The following is a 16158-nucleotide window of genomic DNA, read 5'->3' as shown; positions in this document are numbered from 1 at the left end:
GGCGGTCCGCCCGGGTAGCCGGGTAACTCAACTTATTCACGACAACTATGCAATCAGCTTTCTGGGTGCGGCGCGCCCATAAATGGATCGGGCTCGTCATCGGGGTGCAGGCGCTGTTCTGGATGATCAGTGGCCTCTACATGGTCGTGGTCCCGCTTGAAGTCATTCACGGCGACCATCTGGCCCATGTTCCAACCGAACGGCTCCTTCCCTCAGCCAAGCGCATGGCGGCGTCACACCTGCACGAGGCCTACCCGGGCATTACATCCATTCGCATGAAGAACCTGCTCGGGACGGAGGTCTACGAGATCAAGCAGGGTCAACAGGCCATCTTGGTGGATGCGACCAGTGGCGAGAAGCTCAGCCCGCTGGACCGCGACAAGATCATTGCGCTTGCCGACGCCGCCTATGTCGGCGAGGGAAGCATCAAGGGTGTGGAATGGGTAACGAAGGCGCCCCAGGAGCTTGGTTCCCGGCCCGTGCCCTTATGGGCGGTCCATTACGACGAACCGGGCCTGACGACGCTGTACTTCTCGCCGCATACCGGCGATCTCGTCGCCAGGCGCCATGAACTCTGGCGGTGGTTCGATTTCCTCTGGATGTTCCATATCATGGACTATGAAGAGCGCGAGGACGTGAACAACACGCTGCTGCGTACGGCCTCGATCACGGGCTTGCTGTTCGCCCTCAGTGGCGCATGGCTGCTCTTCTACAGTTTCAACAGGAGGAAGAAGGCATGAGCCATTGGATGCGGCGCCTGCACAAGTGGGTGGGACTGATCCTGGCGATCCAGTTCGTGCTGTGGATGTCGAGCGGTGTCGTCATGAGCCTGCTCGACGCGAAGAAGGTGCAGGGACGTGAATTCCGCATCAAGCCGCCGGCGCCGCCGGCATGGCCCCGTGACGTACTGACGACGGATGCGGTGCTGGCGACCAGCCGGGAAAGCGTCATGACGATCAGCTCCGCGTGGCTGCTCGATCGGCCTATCTACCGGCTGCAGAACGACAAGCGCAGCTGGATGGTAGGCGCCGCAGATGGGAAGGCCGTCGCGATCGATACCAGCCTGGCGGCGGACATCGCCCGGGCATCCTATTCCGGGACCGGCAGGGCCGGTACGCCGCGCCTGCTGAACTTTACCCTGGAGACACGTGCACACAAGGAGCCTGTCTGGCGTGTCGACTTCGACGATGCGGACGAGACGTCCGTGTACGTATCCAGCAAGTCCGGGGCGGTGCTCGAACACAGGAACAGCACGTGGCGCCTGTTCGACCTGTTCTGGATGCTCCACATCATGGATTACACCGAGCGGACCAATTTCAATAATCCGCTGCTGGTTTCTAGCGCAATCGGCGGGCTATGGATGGCCCTGACCGGTGTCTGGCTGTTGTTCACCAGTGTACGGCTCGCCGAGTTTGTCCCAAGCAGGTGGCGCAGAAACCGTACCGTCAACCTGGTCGACAAACATGGCGCGATGCAGCGCGCAGTCGATGCGGTCCAGGGTGACACCGTGTTCCAGGCGCTGGCACGCTCTGGGGTACAGCTGCCCTCAAACTGCGGCGGCGGGCAGAGCTGTGGACTGTGCGAGGTTCGCTGCGTTGGCCACGTGCCGGAACCAACTGGCGCCGACCGTGCGCTGCTGTCGCCACAAAAGCTCGCAGCCGGCTACCGGCTGGCCTGCAACCTTCCAGTTACGCGCAGCCTCGACATCGACGTCGGCGACGCCGCTGCACTGTCGGCTGAACGGACTGGCGTTGTGACCAGCGTGAAATCGGTGACGCCGTTCCTGAGGGAGGTCACGGTGAGTCCTCACGGAGCCGTGGGATGCCGTCCGGGTTCGTACGTCCAGATCCACGTGCCGGCATACGCACGCGACGCCAGCCATGTCGACATACCGGAGGATCACCGGGAGGATTGGCGCGCCGCAGGTTCGCTGGCAGTGCTGGCAAACGACGCGCCGGTGCGCAGGTCGTATTCGGTCTCGGTACCGGTGGAGTGCGCTAGCGGGCAACTGACCTTCCTGGTGCGCTTCATGCCAGGGGAACGCCCTGGCAGGGGCTCAGGCTATATGTACACGCTCAAGGCCGGAGACGAGGTGCAGTTCAGTGGACCGTTTGGCGATTTTGCACTGAAACCAGGGGGACGAGAAAAGGTGTTTATTGGCGGCGGCGCGGGGATGGCGCCGCTGCGTGCAATGGTCCACGACCTGCTGGTGAATGGCGCTACGGAACCACTGCACTTCTGGTACGGGGCGCGCAGCCGGCGCGATGCGCCGTACGTGGACGAGATGCAGGGATTCGCTTCGAAGCACCCGAACTTCCACTGGCATCTGGTGCTGTCGGATGACGCGGGTGAGGAGGGTGGGCGACGTGAGCTAGTGCACGACGCCATTGTGGACGGCCTGTTGCGTACGCATCCCGACGTTCGCTCGCTGGAATTCTATGTCTGCGGTCCGCCGGCCATGCTGGCGGCGACGCGGACGATGCTGCGCAGTCTGGGAGTGAGCGATGAAAACATCGCCTATGACGACTTCAAGATCTGAACGACCCCCGGCACTTGTGCCCGGGTGTGTGGTTGCGCCAAGCCTGGCAGATAACGCTTGACCTTCCAATCGCTGTAAGGTCTACATTGAGATCTCATTCACTTCGGAAGGACATGTTATGTATGAGCTTCAGGTTGAAGGCATGAGCTGCGGAGGATGCGCTCGCAGCGTAACGAAATCCGTGCAAGCTGTCGATGCCGGCGCCAAGGTCGAAGTGGACCTTGCGAGCAAGAAGGTCCGTATCGATAGCCAGGCAAGCCTGGAAATGGTGAAGGCGGCTATCGGGGACGCCGGGTATCCTGTAACGGCGAGCGCTACTGTCTGACAATCGGCGTCGGAGCACATCATTGGCTCCGGCGCATCGTTTCGTACGGCTTCGATGTGTCGGTGCTATGGCCGAGCAGGTGTCGATTTCACTTAAGAACGTTATCGGCAATCGGACAGTGCCCCAGTTGCATCAGGTGAAACGACGACTGGGCCACCGTACGAACACGACAGGGTCACGTTTCACATCGAATAGGACGACTGGGTGCCGCGAGGTCGCTCTCGTTGGCGACGCCGTACGGCGTAGGGAGGCCAGACTCAGTCCATATCGTGAAAAACATCCAGAGAAGGGGGACGTGAGGGTTGAGTTGGTTGGTTCGCGTCGCTGCATGAACTGGTCCGAAAGAATGGAAAGTAGTCTGGGCTCAAGCGGTGTAAGCAGTACAGTCAATGCGCGGGGCATAGCCGGGGCAAGCCACCCACCCTCAACCCTAAGCAGACATACGTGGATGTCATCAAGCTGTAAAAAAGATTCGATATATTTAGAAATGTAGCTTTATTTTCTAACAATCGGAGCTGGCATGGCTGAGACCTCAACCTTTAACGTGCTTTTCTTGTGTACTGGCAACTCGTCGCGCAGCATAATCGCCGAAGCAATCCTGAATGCGATCGGTGCCGGCCGGTTCCACGCGTACAGCGCAGGGAGCCATCCCACAGGCTCTGTCCATCCACTGGCGATGGAGTCAATCGAGCGACTTGGCTTTCCAAGCAGCGACCTACGCAGCAAGAGCTGGGACGAGTTCGCTGCTACCGACGCACCCCACATGCACTTTGTGATCACGGTGTGTGACAGGGCTGCTGGAGAGGTTTGCCCGCGTTGGCCAGGGCATCCAATCACGGCCCATTGGAGCTTCCAAGATCCTGCAACATTTGTAGGTGGTGAGCAGGAGCAGCGGCAGCTGTTCAGCAGGGTTTGCCGTGAGATCAAAAACCGCCTGGATATCTTTGCGATGCTGCCATTTGAGAAGCTTTCGCGCATGGCGATCGAGGAAGAGCTGAGCGCGATTGTCGGCCCGGATTCAAGGCTTAACAACGCGTCACCTTGACGGTCAAACGATGACAGGCAAGGTCTACAACGTTCTCTTCCTTTGTACCGGGAACTCATCGCGCAGCATCATGTCGGAAGCACTTTTGACCGTGCTTGGCAGGGGGCGCTTCAAAGCATATTCCGCAGGAAGTCGTCCGACTGGTGTCGTTAATTCTTTTGCAATCCAGCAGATAAAGCAGTTCGATTCGAGCTTTCTGGTGGACGCAATGCACAGTAAGGGCTGGCTCGATTTCGCGCAACCTAGTGCGCCTCACATGGACTTCATCATTACCGTGTGCGACAGCGCGGCCGGGGAAGCATGCCCACATTGGCCTGGGCATCCAACTACCGCGCATTGGGGTTACCCAGACCCGGCACAAGTTTCTGGTAGCCAAAGCGAAAAGCAAGAAGCTTTCAGGCAGGTTTTCGAACAGATCAGAAAGCGCGTTGAACAGCTCATTGCGTTGCCCCTGAACTGGCTTGAGGATGATTCCGTACGCCGTGTCGCCGTTCGGGCGATTGCCACGAGGAAGCTGTAAAGCAGTGTCCCAACACGTCGCGCATAACAGCTTGGGGCATCCGACTTAATTCGAAGATACTAGAAATATCAAATATAAGAGCAAATCTAATGGACACCAAACCGGCAATCGCAGCCTTGGCTGCACTGGCCCAAGAGTCTCGGCTCGCTGCATACCGTCTGTTGGTCCAGGCAGGCCCGGCCGGGCTGCCAGCAACCAAGATCGCCGAACTGCTCAACGTGCCGCCGTCCTCGCTTTCTTTCCACCTGAAAGAGCTGTCGCATGCTGGTCTGGTGGTCCCACGTCAGGACGGCCGTTTCATCATCTACTCCGCAAATTTCGACACGATGAACGCCTTGCTGGGCTTCCTCACCGATAACTGCTGCGGCGGCAATCCTTGTGCGCCTGCGACCAGTGCCTCCCGTAACAGCGCTATTACCCGCGGCACAAACTGATTTACTTTTCTACTAAAGGCATTCCGTGAACATACTTTTCCTCTGTACTGGTAACTCCTGCCGCTCTCTCATCAGTGAAGCAGTTTTCAACCACCTTGCTCCTGCCGGCTTGCATGCAATCAGTGCCGGCAGTCAGCCGGCAGGCAAGCTGAACGACAAGGCGCTTGCCTTGTTAGCGCGCAAAGGCATCTCTACCGAGGGTTACTACAGCAAATCCTGGGACGACCTGCCTGTCACGCCAGACGTGGTCGTCACTGTCTGCGCAAGTGCGGCTGGCGAAACCTGCCCGGCCTATCTTGGTCCGGTACTGCGTACGCACTGGGGTGTAGAAGACCCAAGCCATGTCGTCGGCACAGAGGAAGAGATCAACGTCGCATTCGAGCAGGCGTACTGCACTTTGCGTGCACGCATCGAGGCCTTCCTGGCCTTGCCGCTTGACGAGCTGAAAAATGATCAGGCCCGGTTGAAACCGGAATTGGATCGCATCGGCACTATCCCGGGCTAAGGAGATCGGCATGACGTTCGCACGACGATTGGTGGCCGAAGGCGTGGGCACTGCCCTGCTGCTGGCGGTGGTGGTGGGTTCGGGGATCATGGCCGAACGCCTTGCAGGCGGCAATGTCGCCGTTGCCCTGCTGGCCAACACGATTGCCACTGGAGCTGGCTTAGTAGCGTTGATACTGATGTTCGGTACGATTTCTGGCGCCCATTTCAATCCGGTGGTAACGCTCTCCGAAGCGTGGCAGAAGAACATCTCAACTACGGACATCCTGCCCTACTTGGCGGTGCAAGTCGGCGGCGCATTTGCCGGTGTGGCCACGGCCCATGCAATGTTCGGTGAACAGCTTTTCTTCGCATCCGAACATGTACGTACCGGTGGCTCGCAATGGTTGAGTGAATTCGTCGCCACGTTTGGACTGATTGGCGTGATCATTGGCTGCTCCCGGAGCCGGCCGAGCATCACCCCGTTTGCCGTAGCTTCCTATATCACGGCTGCCTACTGGTTCACGGCGTCGACGTCGTTTGCCAATCCGGCCGTCACCCTGGCGCGCGCCGCCAGCGATACCTTTGCCGGCATCCGTCCGGTCGATGCACCCGGGTTCATCCTGGCCCAGCTTGCCGGCGCCGTGGCCGCGACCTTGCTCTTTACCTGGTTGTATCCGGCACCACCTGCAAATGCCACAGTCGGCGGGACGGTCGCGCCGAGTGACTTCGCCGATCAACGCACAACTAACTGATTTATGGCCATTCCTGACCTACCCAACATCAAGCCTGAGTTGCTTGATATTCCCAGCGCCGACAAGCTGACGCCTACCTGCGACCTATCGCATCCACCGCGCATCCTGATGCTGTACGGTTCGCTACGCGATCGGTCCTTCAGCCGCTTTCTTACCTACGAAGCAGCGCGCATTCTGGAGCACTTTGGTGCCGAGGTAAGAATCTTTGATCCAATGGATATGCCCCTGGTCGGCAGCGTGTCCGAAACACATCCGAAAGTGGCTGAGTTGCGCGATCTGTTCCTTTGGTCGGAAGGACAGGTGTGGTGTAGTCCGGAGCGACACGGCGCGATCACAGCGGTATTGAAAAACCAGATCGACTGGGTGCCATTGGAAATGGGATCGATACGTCCAAGCCAGGGCCGCACGCTGGCGGTCATGCAGGTGTGCGGCGGGTCGCAATCGTTCAATGTAGTAAATACCCTACGCCTTCTTGGACGATGGATGCGCATGTTCACAATTCCGAACCAGTCTTCGGTGCCAATGGCGTACAAGGAGTTCGATGACGAAGGACGCATGCGCCCTTCGGCCTACTATGACCGTGTCGTTGACGTGATGGAAGAGCTGTTTAAAATCACGCTACTGATGCGTGGCCGCAGTGACTATCTCACTGATCGTTACAGTGAACGAAACGAACAAGCACAAAAAGCAATAGAACAGCACATTCAAAAACCTTAACGCGAATGTCCGGTTTTGGCCGAAAGCGGAAGTCCATCGGAACAGTGTACCCGGACGGCATTGGGAAGAGGATCTTCCCTAGACCGAGTTAGTAACCTTTTTTCGTTGTTTAGTCGCGTTAATGAATGGAACTAAGAGCAGGCCAGCCGGGCCGGGCAGGCCGCGTCAAGTACTTGTGGGGCTGCAGGCGAGGTCATCAAGGATCGGACAATCCGGTGTGCCGTCCCCATGGCAGTTGCTGGCAACGTGTTGTAACTGGTCGCGGATCGATTGCAGCTTCCGGATGTCGTCCTCCAGTTCGGCGATGTATCCCAAGGCCAGCCGCTTCACATCGGCACTCTGCCGGCCGCGATCCTGCCATAGGTTGAGCAGGCTCCTGATGCGCTCGATCGAAAACCCGAGGTCCCGCGAGCGCTTGATGAACCGGAGCGTTTGCACGTCCTTTTCCGTGTACTGACGGTAGCCGGAACCAGTCCGGCTGGCTGCCGGAATGAGGTCGATACTTTCATAATAGCGAATCATCTTGGCAGTCACGCCCGATGCGTCCGCGGTCTGTCCGATGTTCATGGCTTTGCTCCATTAGACAATGTGGGTCTCCAACGGCGCAGCAGGAGCGCATTTGTCACGACGCACACGCTCGAGAAGGCCATGGCAGCGCCGGCGATGACGGGGCTCAGGTATCCCATGGCGGCGAGTGGGATCCCAACCACGTTGTAGATGAATGCCCAGCCAAGGTTCTGCTGGATCTTGCGGTAAGTCTTCCTGGAGATGTCGATAGCATCGGCTATCAGAATAGGGTCACCACGCATCAACGTGATCCCGGCGGTATGCATGGCCACGTCCGTGCCGGTCGACATCGCGATGCCGACGTCGGCCGAGGCAAGCGCCGGTGCATCGTTGATGCCGTCGCCTACCATCGCCACCGTTTTGCCATTGGCTTTCAGGGTTGCGACGAGATTTGCCTTCGCCGCAGGGAGTACTTCAGCGTGAAAATCGCTGATGCCCACAGCGGAAGCGACCGCTCGCGCGCTGCCAGAATTATCGCCTGTCAGCATTACTGACGAGACACCAATCTCGCGCAGACGCTCGACTGCCGCTTTGGCAGAGGGCTTCAGGGTATCGCCGAATGACAGGAGTCCAGCCAGCTCGCAGGCATCACCCTTCTTTAAGGCGAGCCACGATACGGTGCGTCCAGCGCTCTCGTGCAGTCTTGCCGCGTATTCCAGGCCGGTCGTCTCCAGTCCGATTTCGTGTAACAGCCTTCGATTACCAAGGAACACAGTCGTGCCGTTGGTATCTGCTCTGACGCCGCGCCCGGGAAGCGCTTGTGCTGCCGATACCGCACGTGGCGAGACTCCCTGGCGCGTTGCCTCAGCCTGGACAGCCTTTGCAAGCGGGTGATCGCTGTATTGCTGAACAGCCTGCGCGAGCTCGAGCACCTCGCGCTCGGAGCGCGCGATCGCTTCGATCGCCACCACGGCAGGGCGGCCTTCCGTGAGCGTCCCGGTTTTATCGAAAGCGACGATGTCGACTGCATGAGCAATCTCGAGTGCTTCCGCATCCTTGATCAGGATGCCGTAGCGCGCCGCGACGCCGGTACCGGCCATGATGGAGGTCGGCGTCGCGAGTCCAAGCGCGCACGGGCAGGCGATGACCTGTACCGCCACCGCGTTGAGCAAGGCTTGCTGCCAGTCGCCGGTCAGCAGCCCCCAGGCAAAGAAGGTCACCACGGAGATGACGAGGACAACAGGAACGAATACAGCACTCACCTTGTCGACGAGCCGCTGGATTGGCGCCTTCACTGCCTGCGCATCCTCGACGAGCTTGATGATATTCGAAAGCATGGTGTCGCTGCCGACGGCGGTTGTCCGCAGGATGAGCATGCCCTCGGCGTTGACGGCGCCGCCAGTCACGGCGTCGCCGACGGTTTTCGTCACGGGCAGGCTTTCGCCGGTCAACAAGGATTCGTCGAGGTGACTGCTGCCTTCGACGACCGTCCCGTCCACGGGAACCCGGTCTCCGGGGCGCACGATGACTTCATCCCCAAGGCGCACCTGCGCCACCGGAACGACAAGGTCCTGGCCATTTCTGCGGACGATCGCCTCGCTTGCCCGCAGGGACTCGAGCGCCCGGAGTGCGGCGACGGTCTGGTGCTTGGCACGCGCTTCCAGCCATTTACCCAGCAGGACCAGGGTGATCACGACAGCCGATGATTCGAAATAGAGGTGGCCCATGCCTTCGTGGTCACCGTGTGTGACCAGCAGGTAGACTGAGAGCGCATACGCAGCACTGGTACCGATGGCGACCAGCAGGTCCATATTGCCCGAACGGGCAAGTAGCGCCTTCCAGCCAGCTTTGTAGAAGCGGGCACCCAGCCAGAATTGCACGGGCGTCGCCAATACCAACTGCAGCCAGCCGGGCAGATTCCAGTGGTAGTCAAACGGCATGCCCAGCATCGGGACCACAAGTGGCAGACTCAGCAATGCCGATACAGCCACGGGCCACCATGCTGGTAGCCTGGAATTAGGCTTACTCTCCGTTGCAGCGGCATCCACAGGCAATGCCGCGTCGTAGCCGGCTGTCTCCACGACGGCAATCAACCGCTCGATCGGCACGCTGATTGCAGTTATCTGCGCTTTCTCGGTAGCGAGATTCACTGAGGCGTGCGTCACACCAGGAATCTTCATGAGCGCACGTTCTACTCGTGCGACGCACGAGGCACAGGTCATTCCGGAAATCGAAAGCACGACTGTATCCCGCGGGACTTCATAACCCGCCTTCTCCACAGCAGCGGTCAGCATGTCGATGCTGACGTCGGGCGCCGCTTGAACAGTGGCTTTTTCGGTAGCCAGGTTAATGCTGGCGCTCTCCACGCGGACGACGGATTCCAGCGCCTTTTCAACACGGCCCACGCAGGATGCGCAGGTCATCCCCTCGACTTTGAACGTATGGACAGCTAGCACCGGTCCAGGTGCGATTACAGTATTCATTGGTTTCTCCAGTAATGTTATACAGGATGGACCTTCCAACGATGTCAAGGTCAAGCATTATTCGTAAGGTCTACAGAGGACTGCGGCGCCGATCTGCCGACCGCTAGGGCCGGCGAATAGACTGAGCAAGGAGCTGACCCGCCGGGGGCAGGGGAGCGGTAGCAACGCCGACTCAGGCTACTTGGCCTTTCGTGAGGACCAGTGCACGTGCACAATCGCCCAGGTATCGCCCTTCCTCTCGAGGACTGCGGTTCCCGTCCCAAGGACGTGCAACGGCTTTCCCTTGGAAGTACCCGTGGTTTCGGTTTCTTCCCACACCACGGCCGTGTTGCCGTCGATGCGCTCGGTCTGCTTCAGCACCTTGCGGGTCGAGGTTTTTGCGAACTCCATGTCGCCGCCGAGATGATGATGCGCGTATTCGTCACGTGAGCGCTCGACGTAGCCGGACTCGTAGATCGCGATGTCGGGGGCTAGCAGGCTGAGTGCCTTCGTCTTGTCGCCGCTCGTAAGGGCATCGTGAAAGGTCGCAAGCGCCTCTTTAGGTGACGCAGCCAGGCCGGTTGAGGATACTGCGAAGAGCGCAGCTGCCAGGAAGAGACCCGGAACACTTTTCTTTTTCATGCTTATTCCTTTAAGGTAAAAATCCTCACGACGCCGTAGGCGGTGGGGTTGAACTGAGAAAGGCTGCTGCAACGAGCGCTGCTACCAGGATGCACGCTTCGACCTGGAGAACGCGTGCAAACTTGCGGCCGGCGCTGCCATCCGGCTTAGGCATGCGCAGTTGGGCCAGCAGTTTCGGCATGACGACGAAACGGTTAAGTCCGCCAAGCGCCGCCGCGCTCAGCACCAGCCCGACCTTGATGAACAGGGTGGTTCCGTAGGGATTGCCGAAAGCGTCGCCGATGCTCCCCAGCCCCCGCCATGCACTCAGGATCCCGGTAACGAAAATGCCGACCAGTGCGACGGTTGCCGACGTCGAAAGGGACGCAACAAAACGTGCACATTCGGCACGGTTCTTCGATTCCCACTCAGGCTGGCTGCGCAGCGTAACCAGGCCTGCGACGATGACCTCGCCCACCCACATGCTGATCAGGACAAGATGGATCCAGTCGATCAGCACCGCCCAGGTAAAATCGCCGCCAGCGCCTGCATGGCTTACCATGCTGCGGGAGTAGAGAAATATGCCGAGAGCGGCTACGCGGACCAGCGGTGTCGCAGCCCGTAGCCGTGCGCCAGGACCGGTTCGGAAAGTAAGCCCCGCGACAAGCAAGGCGGCCGCACCAATCATCCAGGCTAGCCCGTAGTGCGTGGCCGTGATAACGGACTGCACAGCCGGGAAGGCTTCGCTTACCGGAACCTCTGCCATTGACGCCGCTTCAAGCCAGAGCACCGCCACATACGCCGCCACAGCGGCTGTCAATCCGACAAGCGAGACCGTCCGCAGGCGCGGGACCAGGGCCGTTCCCCACGCCGAGCGCGCGCTGCGCAGCCAGATATGCGCAGCGCTCCCGCCGACCAGAACCGCAACCGACAAGTTTAAGGTGACCGTGACGAGGCGTTGCGCGAATGCGAGATCCGCTTCCATGTCACTTCACCTTGAAGTCGTACCGGCCCTTCACCTTGTGACCGTCGCGGGTGACGGTGGACCATTGGACGCTCCAGGCGCCAGCGTGCAAAGCCGGGACAGTTGCTACGAGTACCTTGGGATTAGCACTATCGAGGGCCGTCCTGGTAGCCTCTATGACAAGGCCTTTCTCGTCGACCAGCTTCACTTTGCTGAACGGCAGCTCAAGCTGCTCGCTAAACTGCAGCCGTACCTGTGTCGGCGCGGGACTGACAACAGCGTTTGCCTGTGGCGACGAGGATTCAAGCTTTGCGTGCGCGGACGCCGCCGAACTGAAGACAAGCGCAGATGCCGCCATGGCGACGGCGCAAAGCATGTTGGCTTTCATGCGATTCTCCTGTTGAGGCTTGCAGACGCCTTGCGGCGCGCAGAGCCTCGGTTCAAAGGGATGAAATTACTGGGCCGCCTGGAGCTGGACGATCGTGATGGCGCCATTGACACGGTCAGCCGCGAACTTCACCTTGTCACCGACCTTTACCTGGTCGAGCATCGCTGGCTCCTTTGCGCGGAATACCATGCTCATCGCAGCCATGTTCAGGTTCTTCAGCTCGCCGTGGCGCAGCGTGATTTTTCCTGCCTCCTTGTCGATCTTCTTGACTTCGCCTTCCGTCAGCTCGGCTGCCGCCGTAGCCTGGTGGCCCGCGTGCGCATTGTGTCCGCCGTGGCTGGCGTGCGCACCATTCTGGGCAGTAGCGACGGACGCTGCCGCTGCCAGTGCGATTGCGAAAGTCAGTTTCGAAAATGCGTTCATGGTGATTCCTTTCGTTGGTGAAGAAATAATGTTCAGTTGTAGCGCTTGTAAGCACTGGTGCTGCCGTTGGCATTCACCAGCAGGACATCGAACGGATCCTTGCGTGGTCCTTCCATGCCAGGTGAACCAAGCGGCATCGCCGGGACTGCGAGGCCTTTTGCCTTCGGCTTTTCATTGAGCAGGCGCTTGATGTCGCTGGCCGGTACGTGCCCTTCGATCGCATACCCTTGCACCATGCCGGTGTGACACGAACCGAGTTGATTCGGAATCCCGCCACGTTCGCGGTAGTCGGAAGGGTTGTCGACATTGGCAACGCGGGTGGCAAAGCCATTTGCTTTCAAATGCTCTACCCACACGCTGCAGCAGCCGCACGACTCACTTTTGAATACGGCGATGACAGGGGCCGCCGCCAACGCGGCCACTGGAACACCCAGGGCAACAGCGAGCGATGCACGGCTAAGTAATCGTCGGATCATGACCAGTCCTTTCGCACTGTAGTTAGTGATGGCCCTTGTGGCCAGTAGGCTTACGTACGGTTACTTCGACATCTGCGGCCTGCGTAGCAGGCATCGCCTGACCACCCGCGGTATTGCTTCGCACGGCGCTCGGTGGCTCGCCTTTCCACTCGTAGGCGACAGTGCCGGCAGGGTGCTTGTACCAGCCAGGATCCTTGTAGTTGCCTGCCTTCTGGTCCTTGCGCACCTTCAGGACGGTGAACATTCCGCCCATCTCGACCCCACCGAAAGGTCCTTGGCCGGTCATCATCGGCAGGGTGTTTTCCGGGAGCGGCATTTCCATGTCGCCCATCGAACCGCCCTTGTCGCCCATGACCATATAGTCGGGAACGAGCTTCGTAATCTTTTCGGCCACACCGCGGTGGTCCACCCCGATGAGCGTTGGCACGTCATGGCCCATCGCGTTCATCGTGTGGTGCGACTTGTGGCAATGGAAGGCCCAGTCGCCTGGCTCGTCCGCGATAAATTCAATCGCGCGCATCTGGCCCACCGCAACGTCGGTTGTTACCTCCGGCCAGCGCGACTCGGGACGGGTCCACCCGCCGTCGGTCCCGGTGACCTCGAACTCATGGCCGTGCAGATGGATCGGGTGGTTAGTCATCGTCAAATTGCCGGTGCGGATGCGCACACGGTCGCCTTGGCGAACATTCATTGTGTCGATGCCCGGGAACACGCGGCTATTGAAGGTCCAGATATTAAAGTCGAGCATCTCGTTGACCCGCGGCGTGTAGCTGCCGGGCTCGATATCGTAGGCATTCAGGAGGAAGACGAAATCCCTATCGACCTTGTGGTGGGCAGGATTTTTCGGGTGGGTCACCCAAAAGCCCATCATCCCCATGGCCATCTGCACCATTTCGTCGGCATGTGGGTGGTACATGAAAGTCCCGGGCCGGCGAGCTACGAACTCGTAGACGAAGGTCTTGCCCGGCTGTATGCCCGGCTGGTTCAGGCCTGTGACGCCGTCCATGCCGTTCGGCAGCCGCTGGCCATGCCAGTGGATGCTGGTGTGCTCCGGCAGTTTGTTGGTTACGAAGATACGCACGCGGTCACCCTCGACTACCTCGATGGTCGGCCCTGGACTCTGACCGTTGTAGCCCCACAGGTTGGCTTTCATGCCGGGTGCAATCTCGCGCACGACAGGTTCGGCGATCAGGTGAAACTCCTTGACGCCATTGTTCATGCGCCACGGCAGGGACCATCCGTTCAGGGTGACGACCGGGTTATACGGCCGGCCGTTCGGTGGCGGCGGTGGCGGCTGCGTAGCCGCGCTGGTCATGATCGGCGCTTCCGGGAGGGTGGCGGCGCCGGCACGGGTTACTAATCCAGCGCCTACCAAGGCGGCGGCACCAGTGAAAAAATCGCGACGAGAGCTCATGGTCAATCTATTCCTTGTTTAATGTTCTGCAGCGGCTTCGGGTGAAGCGGCGGTGGAAGCCGTAGAGATCGACGAACCGCCAGTTCCGCTAATGGCGGCCTGCAGGTCGGTTTCTGCGATCCAATAGTCACGCTGGGCGTCGATTGCCGCATTCACGCCCGCGATCTGTGCGCGTGCGTCGGCCAGCAGTTCGAAGACGCTCATGAGCATGCCGTTGTAGCGGAGCAGAGTTTCTTCAGAGATCTTTTTCCGCAAGGGGACCAGTTCGTCGCGATGCTGCCTGGCGACGTCGTAGGTAGTGCGGTAAGCGGAGTAGGCTTCGCGTACCTGCGAACGGGCAAGCGTGGCGGTGTTGGCGGTTCGGTGAACCGACTGCATGTAGATCGCCTCGGCCTTTGCCACACGTGCGCCTCCCCAATCGAAAATCGGCAGGGAAAGCTCGATCTCGTAACCGTTTTCTCGCGGCGAACCCGATTTGCTTGAGTTGACGTAGCCCGCATCAAGGACGTTAATGACGCCGGTCGCTTTGCTCAAGCCCAAGGCGCGCGCGGTCGATTCGGTGCTGAGCTTCGCCATCCGGACGTCAAGACGCTGCTGCATGGCGAGCGACTCGATATTGCCCGCCTCACGCGGCGCGGCCGGAAGATCTGGAAGCCGGTCGGGAAGTTGGAACGCGGTGTTCTCTCCCCATACGCCCATCAGCCTTGCAAGCTGCTCACGGGCAGCCGTCGCGTTGTGCCGGGCGCGGGCAAGCTGGGTTGCGGCCTCCGCCGAGAATGCCTGCTCGCGCGCTTTGTCGAGGGCACTGAAGTTTCCAACTTTCGCCATGCGCTGCGCCAGTTCGGCGCTTGCCTCGGCTGCCTCACGCACCTGTTCTGCGTAGCGTGCAGACTGCCCTGCGGCGACGGCATTGAACCAGGCCTTGCGGGTATCCGCCGCCAGGCGGACTGCTTCGGTTGCGGCAACCAGCTTGGCACTCTCGAAGCGCCGCGACTCGATATCGCGGCGGATCGGAATCGTCAACAATCCGACGAGGTCAAACATGACGCTGCGCTCGATCTCGGTCTCGCCGCCACCGGACATGCGGCTGAAACTGAACCCGGGGTTAGCCATGCGGCCGGCCTGCACCAGGTCAGTCTCGGCGACACCCAGTTCGGCGAGCGATGCGCGCAGGCCACGGTTGTTGATCAGGGCAATGCGTACGGCGCTGTCGGGGCTGAGCGGCTGCTTCAGCAACTGGTTCAGCTCGTCCTGAATGGCCGCGCCGTCAGCATTAGCCTTGGGGAGGCGAACATCCTGGCCTGTACGCTCGGCGGTCAAGGCTGAGACCGCATCCAAGCCGCCGTCCTTCGAGAACGTCGCACAACCACTCAACGCAAGGACCATGGCGCCTGCCGCGATGGCACGAAATGTGGGGATAGAAGGCTTTATTGTCATTATGTGTCCGCCTTAATGATGTTTGCTATGGTCGACAGGAGCAGGGGCCGGTTTGGAAGCCGCTGAAGGAGATGACGGTGCCGTCGCTGGTGCATGACCCTGGAGCTTCGGTTCGCTACTGTGAACCGCATGTCCTGCGTGACCCGGCGCGCCGGCGACGGTATTGTTTGCCGCACGCCAGGATTTGTCAGGCGTCTGGGCCTCCTGCGGAGCAGGCAAAGACCTGGCGATGACCGATTCGTACACGGTCGGCGGGACTGCCGCAGCGGCGTCGGCAGGGTCTGCCAACGGTCGGGATTGCTGGGCCTGCGCGTACATCGGCAGGACCAACAGGGCGCCAATAGCGGCAGCCAATAGCTTGGAGGTCATGGTCAATCCTCAAAATCGGTGACAGGGCGTGCAGGGGCACGCTCGAGTGCTCAAGAGCGATGACAACCGCATTGAAACAGCGGGTCAGCTCTTGCTGGATTTAGGCGGAATGGTGCCTGGGAGGGCGCTGAGGGCCGTCCTGGATGAAGCCTACGGCGAAGGCCGCAGGTGCAACGATGACTGCATTAGAGCCATCGAAAGCCGGGACAGCGAGATGAGTGGAGGGTGGCGCAACGGCGCCCAGGCAGAACGCGGAGCAGGCGCTGCAGGTGGAATGTT

At 60.0% G+C, this 16158-nt stretch carries 18 protein-coding genes; 9 read left to right on the top strand and 9 right to left on the bottom strand.

What is annotated here, in order from left to right; translation table 11 throughout:
* The first annotated feature begins 47 nt into the window (after nt 1-47).
* The 9 genes from HGB41_RS00990 to arsH all read left to right on the top strand — a co-directional run bounded on the left by HGB41_RS00990 (nt 48) and on the right by arsH (nt 6818).
* Nucleotides 48-740, top strand: coding sequence for a PepSY domain-containing protein (locus tag HGB41_RS00990; RefSeq protein ID WP_171080160.1), 693 nt, complete (start codon nt 48-50; stop codon nt 738-740).
* The gene (locus tag HGB41_RS00985; RefSeq protein ID WP_171080157.1) at nt 737-2539 is read left to right on the top strand and encodes a 2Fe-2S iron-sulfur cluster-binding protein; all 1803 of its coding nucleotides are present in this window, start codon (nt 737-739) and stop codon (nt 2537-2539) included. The genes HGB41_RS00990 and HGB41_RS00985 overlap by 4 nt, the downstream gene beginning before the upstream one ends.
* 118 nt (nt 2540-2657) lie before the next feature.
* Nucleotides 2658-2864: a heavy-metal-associated domain-containing protein gene (locus HGB41_RS00980; RefSeq protein WP_171080154.1), complete on the top strand. Its 207-nt coding sequence runs from the start codon at nt 2658-2660 to the stop codon at nt 2862-2864.
* Between the two features lie 520 nt (nt 2865-3384).
* Complete coding sequence (locus HGB41_RS00975) at nt 3385-3909, top strand: arsenate reductase ArsC (protein WP_171080152.1); 525 nt, start codon at nt 3385-3387, stop codon at nt 3907-3909.
* Nucleotides 3910-3919: 10 nt separating this feature from the next.
* Nucleotides 3920-4429: an arsenate reductase ArsC gene (locus HGB41_RS00970; protein WP_171080150.1), complete on the top strand. Its 510-nt coding sequence runs from the start codon at nt 3920-3922 to the stop codon at nt 4427-4429.
* 89 nt (nt 4430-4518) lie between these two features.
* Nucleotides 4519-4863, top strand: coding sequence for an ArsR/SmtB family transcription factor (locus HGB41_RS00965; protein ID WP_171080148.1), 345 nt, complete (start codon nt 4519-4521; stop codon nt 4861-4863).
* A gap of 25 nt (nt 4864-4888) precedes the next feature.
* Nucleotides 4889-5368 (top strand): arsenate reductase ArsC, encoded by a 480-nt coding sequence (locus HGB41_RS00960; RefSeq protein WP_171080146.1) that lies wholly within the window; start codon nt 4889-4891, stop codon nt 5366-5368.
* A gap of 10 nt (nt 5369-5378) precedes the next feature.
* The gene (locus HGB41_RS00955) at nt 5379-6101 is read left to right on the top strand and encodes an MIP/aquaporin family protein (RefSeq protein WP_171080144.1); all 723 of its coding nucleotides are present in this window, start codon (nt 5379-5381) and stop codon (nt 6099-6101) included.
* A gap of 3 nt (nt 6102-6104) precedes the next feature.
* Entirely contained in the window at nt 6105-6818 is a 714-nt protein-coding gene (gene arsH / locus HGB41_RS00950; protein WP_171080142.1) for an arsenical resistance protein ArsH, read from the top strand.
* A 165-nt stretch (nt 6819-6983) separates the two neighbouring features.
* Here the strand turns inward: arsH and cueR are convergent, their stop codons facing one another.
* The 9 genes from cueR to HGB41_RS00905 all read right to left on the bottom strand — a co-directional run bounded on the left by cueR (nt 6984) and on the right by HGB41_RS00905 (nt 15510).
* On the bottom strand, nt 6984-7385 hold the full coding sequence (gene cueR / locus HGB41_RS00945; RefSeq protein WP_171080140.1) for a Cu(I)-responsive transcriptional regulator: 402 nt from the start codon (nt 7383-7385) through the stop codon (nt 6984-6986).
* Complete coding sequence (locus tag HGB41_RS00940) at nt 7382-9808, bottom strand: heavy metal translocating P-type ATPase (RefSeq protein ID WP_171080138.1); 2427 nt, start codon at nt 9806-9808, stop codon at nt 7382-7384. Before HGB41_RS00940 ends, cueR begins: the two co-directional genes overlap by 4 nt.
* Before the next feature lie 177 nt (nt 9809-9985).
* Nucleotides 9986-10429 (bottom strand): YybH family protein, encoded by a 444-nt coding sequence (locus HGB41_RS00935; RefSeq protein ID WP_171080136.1) that lies wholly within the window; start codon nt 10427-10429, stop codon nt 9986-9988.
* Between the two features lie 25 nt (nt 10430-10454).
* The gene (locus HGB41_RS00930) at nt 10455-11393 is read right to left on the bottom strand and encodes a CopD family protein (protein ID WP_171080133.1); all 939 of its coding nucleotides are present in this window, start codon (nt 11391-11393) and stop codon (nt 10455-10457) included.
* A 1-nt stretch (nt 11394) separates the two neighbouring features.
* Nucleotides 11395-11760 carry a copper homeostasis periplasmic binding protein CopC gene (copC, locus tag HGB41_RS00925; protein ID WP_171080131.1) on the bottom strand — a complete coding sequence of 122 codons (366 nt, stop codon included), beginning with the start codon at nt 11758-11760 and terminating at the stop codon, nt 11395-11397.
* A gap of 66 nt (nt 11761-11826) precedes the next feature.
* Nucleotides 11827-12183 (bottom strand): copper-binding protein, encoded by a 357-nt coding sequence (locus HGB41_RS00920; RefSeq protein WP_171080129.1) that lies wholly within the window; start codon nt 12181-12183, stop codon nt 11827-11829.
* A 32-nt stretch (nt 12184-12215) separates the two neighbouring features.
* Entirely contained in the window at nt 12216-12659 is a 444-nt protein-coding gene (locus tag HGB41_RS00915; protein ID WP_171080127.1) for a DUF411 domain-containing protein, read from the bottom strand.
* A gap of 22 nt (nt 12660-12681) precedes the next feature.
* A complete protein-coding gene (locus HGB41_RS00910; protein ID WP_171080125.1) occupies nt 12682-14073 on the bottom strand; it encodes a multicopper oxidase family protein in 1392 nt (463 codons plus the stop codon).
* Between the two features lie 18 nt (nt 14074-14091).
* The gene (locus HGB41_RS00905) at nt 14092-15510 is read right to left on the bottom strand and encodes a TolC family protein (RefSeq protein ID WP_229422652.1); all 1419 of its coding nucleotides are present in this window, start codon (nt 15508-15510) and stop codon (nt 14092-14094) included.
* Nucleotides 15511-16158 lie beyond the last annotated feature (648 nt).

Origin of the sequence: Telluria aromaticivorans (assembly GCF_013003915.1) — a bacterium.
GTDB classification, from domain to species: Bacteria; Pseudomonadota; Gammaproteobacteria; order Burkholderiales; family Burkholderiaceae_D; genus Telluria; species Telluria aromaticivorans.
The sequence above is the reverse complement of the archived record's forward strand: the minus strand, read 5'-3'. Positions and strand labels throughout refer to the sequence as shown.